10 protein-coding genes are annotated in these 12193 nt (G+C 64.6%); 2 read left to right on the top strand and 8 right to left on the bottom strand.

What is annotated here, in order from left to right:
• Window positions 1-190 precede the first annotated feature (190 nt).
• The 6 genes from HB677_RS00230 to HB677_RS00205 form a co-directional block, all read right to left on the bottom strand.
• Window positions 191-1513, bottom strand: coding sequence for an O-acetylhomoserine aminocarboxypropyltransferase/cysteine synthase family protein (locus HB677_RS00230; RefSeq protein WP_213813650.1), 1323 nt, complete (start codon window positions 1511-1513; stop codon window positions 191-193).
• Window positions 1510-2700 carry a MalY/PatB family protein gene (locus tag HB677_RS00225; RefSeq protein ID WP_213813649.1) on the bottom strand — a complete coding sequence of 397 codons (1191 nt, stop codon included), beginning with the start codon at window positions 2698-2700 and terminating at the stop codon, window positions 1510-1512. Before HB677_RS00225 ends, HB677_RS00230 begins: the two co-directional genes overlap by 4 nt.
• Window positions 2701-2781: 81 nt before the next feature.
• Complete coding sequence (locus HB677_RS00220; protein WP_213813648.1) at window positions 2782-3261, bottom strand: GNAT family N-acetyltransferase; 480 nt, start codon at window positions 3259-3261, stop codon at window positions 2782-2784.
• A gap of 206 nt (window positions 3262-3467) precedes the next feature.
• Complete coding sequence (locus tag HB677_RS00215) at window positions 3468-4466, bottom strand: ribonucleotide-diphosphate reductase subunit beta (protein ID WP_213813647.1); 999 nt, start codon at window positions 4464-4466, stop codon at window positions 3468-3470.
• A gap of 115 nt (window positions 4467-4581) precedes the next feature.
• Window positions 4582-7053 carry a ribonucleoside-diphosphate reductase subunit alpha gene (locus HB677_RS00210; protein ID WP_213813646.1) on the bottom strand — a complete coding sequence of 824 codons (2472 nt, stop codon included), beginning with the start codon at window positions 7051-7053 and terminating at the stop codon, window positions 4582-4584.
• Window positions 7054-7340: 287 nt separating this feature from the next.
• Window positions 7341-8138 carry a phosphatase PAP2 family protein gene (locus tag HB677_RS00205; RefSeq protein ID WP_213813645.1) on the bottom strand — a complete coding sequence of 266 codons (798 nt, stop codon included), beginning with the start codon at window positions 8136-8138 and terminating at the stop codon, window positions 7341-7343.
• Between the two features lie 241 nt (window positions 8139-8379).
• Here HB677_RS00205 and HB677_RS00200 point away from each other — a divergent pair, with 241 nt between their 5' ends.
• A complete protein-coding gene (locus HB677_RS00200; protein WP_213813644.1) occupies window positions 8380-9588 on the top strand; it encodes an MFS transporter in 1209 nt (402 codons plus the stop codon).
• 86 nt (window positions 9589-9674) lie between these two features.
• On the opposite strand, the gene HB677_RS00195 is transcribed toward HB677_RS00200, so the two are convergent.
• The gene (locus HB677_RS00195) at window positions 9675-10232 is read right to left on the bottom strand and encodes an NADPH-dependent FMN reductase (RefSeq protein ID WP_213813643.1); all 558 of its coding nucleotides are present in this window, start codon (window positions 10230-10232) and stop codon (window positions 9675-9677) included.
• Window positions 10233-10282: 50 nt separating this feature from the next.
• Here HB677_RS00195 and HB677_RS00190 point away from each other — a divergent pair, with 50 nt between their 5' ends.
• Window positions 10283-11116 (top strand): aldo/keto reductase, encoded by an 834-nt coding sequence (locus tag HB677_RS00190; protein ID WP_213813642.1) that lies wholly within the window; start codon window positions 10283-10285, stop codon window positions 11114-11116.
• An 80-nt stretch (window positions 11117-11196) separates the two neighbouring features.
• On the opposite strand, the gene HB677_RS00185 is transcribed toward HB677_RS00190, so the two are convergent.
• Entirely contained in the window at window positions 11197-12183 is a 987-nt protein-coding gene (locus tag HB677_RS00185) for an aldo/keto reductase (RefSeq protein ID WP_213813641.1), read from the bottom strand.
• Window positions 12184-12193: the final 10 nt, after the last annotated feature.

Below are 12193 nucleotides of genomic sequence, written 5' to 3'. Positions count from 1 at the left end.
ATCCTTAGTCTCGTTACCGCGAGCGTCTCGGTGTGGAGAGACGACCTCGGTAAATGGAGACTAACTGCGGCATCGGGTGTGCCCTATTTCGATTGCGGCGTATTACGCGCCAGCGTTCTTACCTACGCCAGCAGCGCCGCGTCGAAGTCTGCTTCCCTACGCCAGCAGGGTGGCGTCGAGGTCTGCTTCCCTACGCCAGCAGCGCGGCGTCGAGGTCCGCGATCAGGTCGTTGACATCCTCGATGCCAATCGACAACCGGATCAACCCGGGCGAGATGCCCAGCCGGTCGCGCAGTTCCTGGCTGAACGAGATGTGCGTGGTGGTCGCCGGGTGCAGCGCCATGGAGCGCACATCGCCGATGTTGGTCATCCGACTGATAACCCGCAGCGAATCGAGGAATCTGCGCGCACCGGCCTCGCCACCCTTCACCGTCACCGAGAACACCGACCCACTGCGGCCGCCGTACAGGTCCTGGGCCAGCGCGAACGCCGGATTCCCGGGCAGCCCGGCATAGTCGACACTCTCGACGCGGGGGTGCTGCTCCAACCATGCCGCGATCGTGAGCGAGTTCGACAGGTGCCTTTCCATACGCAGCGACAGCGTCTCGATCCCCTGGTGCAGCAGGAACGAGTTGAACGGCGACAGGGCCGGCCCGATGTCGTTGACCACGGCCTCGCGGGTCGCCCGCGCGTAGGCGGTAGTCGGGAACCGGTCGAGGAACGACGGTCCCCCACCCACACCATGCTCGATCAGCGGGTACGTGCGGTCGGAACCCGCCCAGTCGAACGTTCCCCCGTCGACGATGACGCCCGACAGCGCGGCACCGTGGCCACTGAGAAACTTCGTCGCCGAGTGCACCACGACATCGGCACCGTGCTCGATGGGACGAATGAGAAAGGGGGATGCCACGGTGTTGTCCACCACGAACGGGATGCCGTGACGCCGAGCCACCCTCGACACCTGGGCGATATCGACGATGTCGTTTTTGGGGTTCGGAATGGTCTCGCTGAAGATGGCCTTGGTGGCGGGGGTGATCACGCGGTCCCACTCGGCATCGTCCGATTCATCCCACACATAGTCCACCGTCACGCCGAAACGGGCGAAGCTGCGCGCAAACAGGATGCGGGTGCCGCTGTAGATACTCGCGGTGGAGACAATGTGATCGCCGGCCTGCGCGAGCGACAGGAGTGCCGCGGTGATGGCGGCCTGACCGGAGGCGACCACGATTGCCTCGGTGCCACCCTCGAGGGAAGCGATCCGCTTCTCGGCCACGGAACCGGACGGGTTGCGCTGCCGCGAGTAGATGAGCCCGTCGCCTTCGCCCGAGAAGCGTCCGCGGGCGTCATCAAACGAATCGAAGCGGTAGCCGGCGGTCATCGCGATGGGCGTGACGCGGGCGCCGCTGACGGTGTCCTCGTACTCACCGGCGTGTACCTGCCGTGTGTCGAAGGAGTAGCCGTCCCAGTCGTATTCGGGGGCGGCGACCTCGTGGTCGGGCTGGGCGTCGCTCATGCGGACACCACCTTTCTGGTGTGGGCGTGGGCTCGCACGGCGTCGGCCATCTGCACGATCGCCTGTTCGAGAATCGGTCGGGGCATCGCAAAGATGAGTCGCACGTGGTTGTCGAAGCCCGCGCCGCAGAGGGATCCGTCGGTCATCGTGACCCCCGCCTGCTCGCGGAAGAAGTCCGCGACGGAGCCGTCGATGCCGAGCTTCGTACAGTCGAGCCAGGCGATGTAGGTGGCCTCGGGCAGCGTGAAGCCAACCTCGGGCAGGTGTTCCTCGAGCAACTCCGCAAGCGCACGGCGGTTGCCGTCGAGGTAGTCGATGACCTCGCCGAGCCACTCGCGACCGTCATCGTAGGCGGCTGTCGCGGCGATGACGCCGGGGGTGGATGCCCCGTGCAGAACCGAGAACCCAAAGATCTGGTACAGCTCCTCATCGGCATCGTTCGACGTGATGAGTTGCGCCGTCTTCAGCCCCGGGAGGTTCCACGCTTTCGACGCGGACGTCGCGGTGATGGTGTGCCGCGCGGTTTCCGCGGAGATCGAGGCATACGGGATGTGCGGCACACCGCCGTAGCGCAGCGGTGAGTGGATCTCGTCCGCGAACACCCGACCGTTGTGCCTCTCGACGATCGTGGCAATGGCCTCGAGCTCGTCCCGGCCGATCACCGATCCGGTCGGGTTCTGCGGGTTGCACAGCACCAGCGTGCGGGCGCCGGCGTGGAACGCACGGTCGATACCGGCAAGATCGTGCTGCCAGCGCCCCTCGACGATCTCCCCCGGCATCTGGATGACCTCGCGCCCGAGCGTCGGCACAAAACTGAGGAACGGCATGTAGGCCGGCGTCGGAATGATCACGGCCGACCCGTGCGGCGAGTACTTGGAGATCGCGACCTCGAGGGCGGCCATCACGTCGGACACGGGGTGGATGTGTTCGGGCGCAATGGCCCACCCACAGTCATCCAGCAACCACTGCGCCGTCGATGCGGCCATGCGAGCGGATGTCGCGGGCGACAGATACCCGAGATCGCCGTCATCGATTGCCTGGTGTAGCGCCGCCGTTACCGCGGGGGCCGTGCCGAAGTCCATTTCCGCCACCCACGCCCCGATGGTGCCAGGGTGCAGGCTCCACTTGCGACTGCTGGAGCGGCTGAGCTGCTCGCGCGTGATGCCATCAAAGGGTGAGGTGGTCATGGATCGAGGGTACTTTCGACCCCGCGGCCCCGCTCAGCGCGGCGACGCGCGACGTAATGTTCGGCGGCGCTGTGTTCGCCGCTAGACCAGCGTCTTCTCGAAGCAGACCGCCGCGGTGATCAGGCCGTAGGCGCCATACACGGGGATCCGCGTGTAGCCCAGGCGCTCGTACAGTCCGATCGCCTCGACCTGAAGATCTCCGGTCTGCAGCACGATGGATGTGACGCCCATCTCGCGGGCGATGTCCTCAAGCTCGAGCATGACTTTCTTCGAGATCCCCTGGCCGCGGTAGCGCGGGTCGACCACGACCTTCTTCACCTCGAGGGAATCACCGAACCACCGCAGCGCCGCGTGACCCACCGCGACGTCACCGTCGAGGGCGAGCACCGTGGCGACGACGTCCTCGGGACGCAGGGCGAGCACGGCCATTACTTCGGCCAGCTCTTCCGGCGTCTGACCGACCATCGTCGGACCGTAGAGGATGCCCATTTCGGCGTCCATGGCCTGACGCAGCGCGGGCGCGCGGACATCGTCCCACCCGACTCGTTCGATGGTGATCATGATGCTCTCTTCGTGATTCTTGTGTAGCTGAATGTGCGTCGCAGCACTCGCGGCGCAGAAACGGGGGCGACGGCTGATAGCCGCGCCCCCGTCATCCGCTCGCAATGATGCTGGTGTTACTGGTGATGCTGGTGTTACTGATGTTGCTGGTGTTACTGATGTTGCTGGTGTTACTGATGTTGCTGGTGTTACTGATGTTGCTGGTGTTACTCGCTCTTTGCGCCCACCGTGGCCGACGCGTTCGACTCGTACGACGTGTTCGTCGACTCGAAGAAGTTGACGAGCTGCAGGGTGTCGTTGGCCGCTGCCATCCACTTGGCCGGGTTGGAGACGTTGTAATGCGCCTCGAATCCGAGCTCCTCGAGCCGACGGTCAGCCAGGTACTTCACGTACTGGTTGATGTAGTTGGCGTTGAGGCCAAGGATGCCACCTGGAAGAAGGTCGTTGTTGTACTCCTCTTCCATCTCGACGGCGTCGATGATCATCTGCTTGATCTCGGCGGCGAACTCTTCCGTGCCGACCTCGGGGTTTTCCTCGAGCACGGTCAGGATGAGGTTGATGCCGAACTTCAGGTGCAGGCTCTCGTCGCGAACGACCCAGTCCATGAGCGAACCGAAGTTGCGCAGCAGGTTCCGCTGGCGGAAGCTCAGCGCGACCATGAAGCCCGAGTAGAACCAGACACCCTCGAGGATGACGTTGTACGCAACGAGGTTGCGCACGAAGTCCTGCTTGCCCTCGACCGTGGAGATATCCAGCGTCTGCTCCGTCATGCGACGGATGAACTTCAGCTCGAACTCTTCCTTGCGAGCCATCGACGGGATGTCGACGTGCGAGTTGTACGCCTTCTCCCGGTCGATCGGGAACGTCTCAAGGACGTACTCGAACGACATGCAGTGGTTGGCCTCTTCCCACATCTGCTTGGCGAGATAGATGCTGCACTCGGCCGCGCTGACGTACGGGTACACGCCGAAGGCCAGAGCCTTGTTGACGAGAAGCTCGTTCGGGTTGAAGTAGCTCATCAGGAAGGTGACGGCGTGACGTTCTTCGTCCGTCATCTTCTTGAAGTCGGCGATGTCCTCGCCGAGCTGGATCTCATTGGGGAACCAGGTGTTGGCGACGGCCTGGTCGTACAGGTCCATTGCCCACTGGTACTTGATCGGTTTGAGCAGAAGTCCGTCCTGCAGACCGGTGCCGAGAATACCCATGTCGTTATCCGCCGATTCTTACTGGCAGCTGTCGCACTGCAGGTCGTCCATCGGGTCGACCGGAACGCTGTACTCAGAAGTGTTGTCGAAGGGGTTCATGTTGTCTCTGCCTGTCTTACTTGTCTGACGATGCACTGACGCCGCCGAAGCCGAAGCCCTTGCGCGGTGCGGATGCGGGAACGGTCTGGGCGACCGACTCTGTGGGGGTGGATGACGCTGCGCCGAAGCCCTTACGGACACCACCGTTGACGTCCTCCGACTTGTTGACCTTGACCGTGGACTGCTCAGCAGTGTGACGCGGCTTCATGTGCAGGTAGTAGGTCGTCTTGACGCCGCGCTCCCATGCGGACATGTAGATGTCCATCATGTCGCCGATGTCGCGGGTCTCGAGGTACATGTTGCGGCTGATCGCCTGGTCGATCCACTTCTGCGCGCGAGCGGCAACCTCGAGGAACGCGTACGGGGAGAGCTGGAAGCTCGTCTTGTACGTGGCCTTCAGGTCGTCCGGGATCGACGCGATGTTCTGGATGTCACCCTGGCTGCGCAGGATGGTCTCCTTGGTGGAGTCCCAGATACCGAGCTTCTGCAGGTCGACGACCAGGTTGCGGTTGACCTCAAGGAACTTGCCGTTCGAGGTGGCGCGGCTGAAGATCTGCGAGAACTGCGGGTCGAAGCCGGGAGTCGTTCCGGCGACGAGGCCGATGGACGCGGTCGGGGCGATCGCCATGAGCGTCGCGTTACGCATTCCGCCCTGCACCTTGATGCGCATTGCATCCCAGTCCAGACGCGTCTTGCGGTTGACCTTGATCTCCTGGCCACGGTCGGCCTCGGTCAGCGCGATCGTGTCGATCGGTACGAGACCCTGCGACCAGCGCGAGCCCTCGAAGTTCGGGTACGCGCCACGCTCCTGAGCGAGGTTCGCACTCTCGTCGATCGCCGCGTAGGAGACGTGCTCCATGATCTCGTCGATCAGGTCGTACGACTCTTCGCTCTCGTAGCTGATGCCCATCTGCTCGATGATGTCGGTGAAGCCCATCACTCCGAGGCCGACGGCGCGGTTCTGCTGGTTCGAGAAGTCCGCTTCCTTGACGGACGAGCGGGTGATGTCGATCAGGTTGTCGAGCTGGCGCACGGCGAGGCGGGCGCTGGCTTCGATCTTGCTGAAGTCGAGCTTGCCGGCGTCGTCGAGGTGACGGGCAAGGTTGATCGATGCCAGGTTGCAGACGGAGACGTTGTCCTCGTCCTGCGGCAGCGTGATCTCGGTGCAGAGGTTGGAGAGGTGGATCGTTCCCGTGTTGTTGTTGAGCGCACGGTTGTTGATCGTGTCCTTCCAGGTCAGCCACGGGTGGCTGGTGGTCTGGAGGGAGATGAGGATCGACTTGAACTGCTCGCGGGCCGTAATCTTCTTGAACAGACGCATCTGTCCGTTCTCGGCCATCTCGACGTACTCGTTGTAGCGGGCGGAGAACGCCTTGCCGTAGAGCTCGTTGAGGTCGGAGACCTCCAGCGGGTCGAACAGGTACCAGGGCTCGTCGTTCTGGACGCGCTTCATGAACTCGTCGCTGATCCAGACCGCGGTGTTGGCGGTACGGGTGCGGCGGTACGGGTCACCGGAGTTCTGACGAAGGTCGAGGAACTCGGGGAAGTCCATGTGCCAGTTCTCCATGTAGAAGCAGAGGGCACCGAACTTCTTGCCACCACGGCTGACGGCCCGAAGGATCGAGTCGATGGTGTGCATGAACGGGATGGGACCGGTGGAGGTCGTGTTGTTCGAGCGGATGGGCGAACCCTGCGCGCGAAGCTTGGTCACCGAGAGGCCGATGCCACCGGTGCCCTTGGTCAGCCACATGACGTCGCGGGTCGTCTTCGCGATGTGCTCCATGTCGTCCTGCATCTCCATGACGAAGCAGTTCGCGAGCTGCGGGTAGATGGTGCCCGCGTTGACGAGGGTGGAGCCGGCAGCGAGGTACTCGAGCTTCGACATCTTCTCGTAGAACTTGATGGCGTACGCGGTGGGGTCGGCCTCGTTGAGCGAGAGGCCCATCGCGATGCGCATCCAGAAGTACTGGGGAACCTCGAGGGCATCGCCGTTGCGGCCCTTGATGCCGTAGCGGTTGTTGAGCGTGACAACACCGATGTACTTGAGGAGCTCGTCGTGTGCGGGCTCGAGGGCCTTCGCGAGCACGTCGAGGTCGAAGAGCTGGGTGAGGCGGGAGTCGAGCAGCAGCTCGTCAACGCCACGGGTGATGTTCGCCGCGAAGTGCTCGGCGTGCAGCTTCTTGAGCTCTTCCGCGGTGCTGTAGTCACCGAGAACGCGCTTGTAGATCGTCTTGAGGAGCAGGCGCGCCGCGACGATGTCGAACGCCGGGTCATCCTTCACGTTCTGAAGGGCGACCTGGATAACTGCCTCGTCCAGCTGCTGCGTGGTGATGCCGTCGAACAGCGTCAGCTCGAGCTCGGACGCGATCTGCGTGACCCAGGTGATGTTGTCATCGAGGCCGGCACTTGCGTGCTCGATCGCAAGGTTGATCTTGTTGGCGTCATACGGCTCTCGCTCGCCGTTTCGCTTGACTACGGTAATTGCCACGAATTTGCTCCCTCGCTGCGCCATTTCACCGGCGCCTGCCCCGAATTTGTGTGCTCGAACCGTTTTCGCGGCGAGCGGTTCCACCACTATATATCGGGCCACCGACACTTGCGTAACCCTAGATATAGTGGGCGTGTCATCCACAGGTGTGGATAACTTGTGGGACTTATCCACACGATAATCCGGGGGTGTGACATTCGGGATGTCACGCTGCGCGCGGCAAAAATCGCCTTCGGGGTCGCATTACACCGCGGTGCACAGCACGGCCACACCTCACGTGTGCGCACCTACATTTCGTCAGACTTGCTGGTGAGGTACAGACGGTGGCTGGTGATGAGGATGGCGAGCCATCCGGTTCCCGTGACCCAGCCGACCGCGACGTCCGTGAGCCAATGCGCGCCGAGGAGAACGCGCGACAACCCCACGGTGACGCTGGTCGCGGCGGCCGCGCCGATAATGGCCGCTTGTGGACCATTCCGCTTCTCTCGAAGCGCGAGGAGATAAGCGAGAGTTCCGAGGATCGTCGTGGCATTCAGGGTGTGCCCGGACGGGAACGACGGCGACTTCTCATAAGGCGCCACCGCGTCCCGGCGGTGCGGCCGGTTGCGGTGAATGATGTCTTTCCCCGCCACGGTCATGGCAAGGGATCCGGCGCCGGCGGCAACCAGGAGGGTGACCGGCGACACCGCGCGTTGCCGCACGGCCAACGTGGTCGCCGCGGCGACCGTGAGTATCGGCATGCTCACCGGTCCGAAACCGCGGGCGATCGCCGCCGCCGAGGCGTTCAGCGCGGGCGAGCGCAGAGTCTTGGCGAGTTTCAGCGCTGGCCGGTCCAGACTCGCGACCCCGTCGCGTCCCGTCACTCCGTCGTAGATGCGGGCGGCACCAATGGTTGCCGCCACCGCGATGCTGCCGCCAACGGCCAGCGTCGCGACGAGGGTGCGATGCGCCCCGATCCGGTTGGCGATCGACTGATGGCCGGAGGCAAGTCGCCGACCGGCCGCGGTGCGCCAATGGGTAACATCTCGTCGGCCGATTCGCCGCTCGAAGTGAGTATCGTCGCCGGGGTCGCCCACATTTTCCATTGAATTAGTGTGCACTGCCGCTCCGGGCAAACGCTGATGACGGAGGGACGTCGGTGGAACTTCCTCCCACGTCTTCACCACGGAGTGACCTCACTGTGACGTGAACGACACCGCGAATTACCGGGAGAATCCGGGTCGACCGCATAGTGGTTATCCTCCGCGATTGCTGGCTCGGCGGCCATGAGTGGAGCACCCAACGTGCCCCGGCCGACGGAAGCGGCACGGCTAAGCTGGTGCGATTGTGAGTGCGTACGGACAGCTGTTGAAGACACCGGGGGTCGCCCGGATTATTGCCGCGCAGCTGACCGCCCGCTTCCCGAACGGAATGCTGTCGCTCGCCTTCCTGCTGCACATCGAGCACATCACCGGCTCGTACGGATCGGCCGGACTCGTTCTCGCCGCCACCAGCGTCGGTCAGGCCGTCGCCGGACCTCTCACCAGCCGCTGGATGGGCGTCTGGGGAATGCGCAAGGTTCTCACGCTCACGCTCGTGGTGTCGGTGGTGGCGATCTCTGCAATCGCCTTCATTCCGATGACTGTTCCGCTGTACATGATCGTCGGACTCATCGTCGGGCTGAGTACCCCTCCCGTGCAGTCGGCAGTCCGGACCATCTACCCCAAGATGGTGACCGGCAAGCAGCTGACACCGCTGTTCTCACTGGATGCCTCGGCGCAGGAGATCATCTGGGTCGCCGGCCCCGTCATCACGACCTTCGTCGCCACACAGATCAGTACCGTGGCCGCCATCATGGTCGCGCTCGTGTTCCTCATCGGAGGCGGCGCCTGGTTCATCCTCTCTCCCGAGGTCGGCCGCGTGCGTATCCCCCGCAGCCGCCGCAAGCTCGGCAAGGTACTCACCAAGAAGCCCGTGCTGCTGTCCACCCTCACCGGTTTCCTTCTGCTCGGTGCCTGCTCCGCCGTGGAGGCGAGCGTCGTCTCCGCGTTCGGTCACGGCGGCCCCGAGTCCGGCATCGTGCTGGCAATCTTCGCGCTCGGGTCGCTCGCCGGCGGGCTTTCGCTCGGGCAGCTCCCCGTCGGCCCCTGGTCGATGGCTCGGCGGATGTTCGCGGTCTTCATCGGACTCGCGCTCGCCGTCGCGTCCCTCCAGTTCTGGTGGCTCGCCGTCGCGCTGCTCATCGCCGGCATCGGCATCGCTCCGGTCTTCGCCGTGATGTCGTCCATCGTCTCGGTCAGCGTGAAGTTCAGCGACACCGCCGAGGCATACGGATGGGTCGGCACCGGCCAGCTCATCGGTGCTGCTCTCGGCTCGGCCCTCGCCGGTTTCTTCATCGACGCCAACGGTGCGACCGGTGGGTTCTGGGTGTCGGCGGGCTTCGCGCTGGTGGGCTTCCTGTTGCCGACAGTGCTCAAGAGCTGGCACCCCGACCTGCGGGGACGGGACTCGAGCCCCATCCCCGATACCGAGCCGATCGCGATCCAGCCGAGCTAGCGCCGCTGGCTGGCGCAGCGGGCTGGCGCAGCGGCTGGCGCAGCGGCTTCAGCGCCCCCGGCAAGCGCAGCGGCTACCGCAGCGCTCTAGCGCAGCGGCTTCAGCGCTCCGGCCATATCCACGAGCTCGGTCAGCATCTTCGTGAGGATGGCGGCGGGCTTCGCCTCCGCGTTGAACACTCCGTCGACCACGTGGGATGCGGCAAACGGAAGCTCCACGGCCGCTCCCGCCTTCACCAGTCCGACGGTGGTCATCGCCGGCTCGAACGCGGCGACACCGCGCGATCCGCCCGATACCCCGCCGTAGCTGACGAATCCGACAGGCTTGCGCCACCACTCCTGCGACAGGAAGTCGAGCGCGTTCTTGAGCGCGGGTGCGTAGCTGTGGTTGTACTCGGGCGTGACGAAGATGAACGCGTCCGCGGCATCCACCCGCTCGCTCCAGGCGAAGGTGTGTGGCTTTGTGTACTGGCGCTTCACCGGGTGGTTCGGCTCGTCCATGAAGGGCAGATTGATCTCGAGCAGGTCGGCGAAGTCGACGTCGAAGGCGCCGAACTCCTCGGTGTGCTTATTCACCCACTCCGCGATGGGGAGGCCGATTCGACCGGGACGGACACTGGCGACAACGATCATGAGAGTAGGCATGCCCCATCGTAGGCAGCACGGGCCGTGCGCATTCCGCGAAATAATGGGGCATGACCGAAACCCCGTTCTCCCCCACCATCGAGCTCGCCGACGGCCGGAGCATCCCGCAGCTTGGCCTTGGTGTTTATAAGGTGGCGGATGACACGGCCGCCGTGCTCACGCAGGGCGCGATCGAAGCCGGCTATCGCCACGTGGATACCGCGAAGCTCTACTTCAACGAGGCGGGGGTGGGTGCCGGGGTGCGGGCGTCCGGGGTTCCCCGGGAGGAACTCTTCGTCACGACGAAGGTGTGGAACGACGACCAGGGCTACGACAGCACGCTGCGGGCGTTCGACACCAGCCTCGGGTTGCTCGGCATGGACTACGTCGACCTCTACCTCATCCACTGGCCGGCCCCGGCGCGCGATCTCTACCTCGAGACGTGGCGCGCCCTCGAAAAGCTGCAGGCCGATGGGCGTGCTCGGTCCATCGGGGTGAGCAACTTCACCATTCCGCACCTCGAGCGGCTGCGTGAGAACTCGGATGTGCTGCCCGTCATCGACCAGGTCGAGCTGCACCCCTGGCTTCCCCAGACCGAGCTGCGCGCCCACAACGATGCGCTCGGCATCCGAACGGAGGCGTGGTCCCCGCTCGCGCGCGGCCGCATCCTCGGCAACGAGACGCTCGAGGCCATCGGACGCAAGTACGACAAATCGGCAGCCCAGGTGGTGCTGCGCTGGGACATTCAGAACGGCCTGATCGTGATCCCCAAGTCGAATTCGCTCGACCGCATCCGCGAGAACTCACGGGTGTTCGACTTCGAGCTCGACGCGGAGGATCTCGCCGCGATCGCCACGCTGGAGACCGGCGAGCGCACCGGGTCGAACCCGGACACGGTCAACTAGCGGCCTGGCCGAGCACACCGCTGCGGGCCCGCCCTCGCTGCCGGGCTACCGCGCCAGCCGGCTATCGGCCGCGCGCTATCTCACCAGCGGTCGTGGATCGCCGCGCGGAAGTAGCGGTCGTAAATCTCGGTGACGGCGGTCGTGAATTCCAGCGGCAGGCGATCGACGGACCCGGCCGACGCGTTCGCGCGCGCCTGCTCCACCGATCGCGCACCAGGAATCACGGTGCTGACACCATCGAGCTGCGCCACCCACGCCAGCGCCGCCTGCGCCGCGGTGAGTCCCTGCGCCTCGGCGAGCGCGGAGAACTCCTGCGCCGCCTTCACGCCCTGCTCGAAGTCGACTCCCGAGAACGTCTCCCCCACGTCGAACGCCTCCCCGTGACGGTTGAACGTGCGATGGTCATTGGCCGCGAAGGTGGTGTCGGCCGTGTACTTTCCGCTGAGCAGCCCGCTCGCGAGCGGCACCCGTGCGACGATGCCGACGCCCGCCTCGATGGCGGCCGGCAGCACCTGGTCCAGCGGCTTCAAACGGAATGCGTTGAGAATGATCTGAACGGATGCCACGTGCGGGTGCGAGATCGCGGCCAGCGCCTCATCCGCCGTCTCGACACTCACACCGTAGTTGGCGATCGCGCCCTCGTCGACGAGGGTATCGAGGGCGTCGTACACCGCATCGGTCGAGAACACCGGGGTGGGCGGGCAGTGCAGTTGCACGAGGTCGAGCGTGTCCATCTTGAGGTTCGTGCGAGACCGATCCGTCCACTCACGGAACTTCGCGAGCGTGAAGTTCGCGGGATCCTGGGCCTCGCGGCGGCCCATCTTGGTGGCGACGAAGACTCTCGCGTCGGGGCGCCCGGCGAGGTATCCGCCAATCAGCTGCTCGCTGCGGCCGTCCCCGTAGACATCTGCGGTATCGAAGAGAGTGACGCCGGCATCCACGGCCGCGTCGAGCACCGCGTGCGCATCGGCCTCGGTGACATCCCCCCAGTCGGCTCCGAGCTGCCAGGTACCGAGGGAAATGACGGATAGGGTGCGGCCGGTGCGACCGAGGGTGCGACTATGCATGCTCGAAAGG

Origin of the sequence: Glaciihabitans sp. dw_435, from assembly GCF_018449675.1 — a bacterium.
Classification (GTDB): domain Bacteria; phylum Actinomycetota; class Actinomycetes; order Actinomycetales; family Microbacteriaceae; genus Glaciihabitans.
The sequence above is the reverse complement of the archived record's forward strand: the minus strand, read 5'-3'. Positions and strand labels throughout refer to the sequence as shown.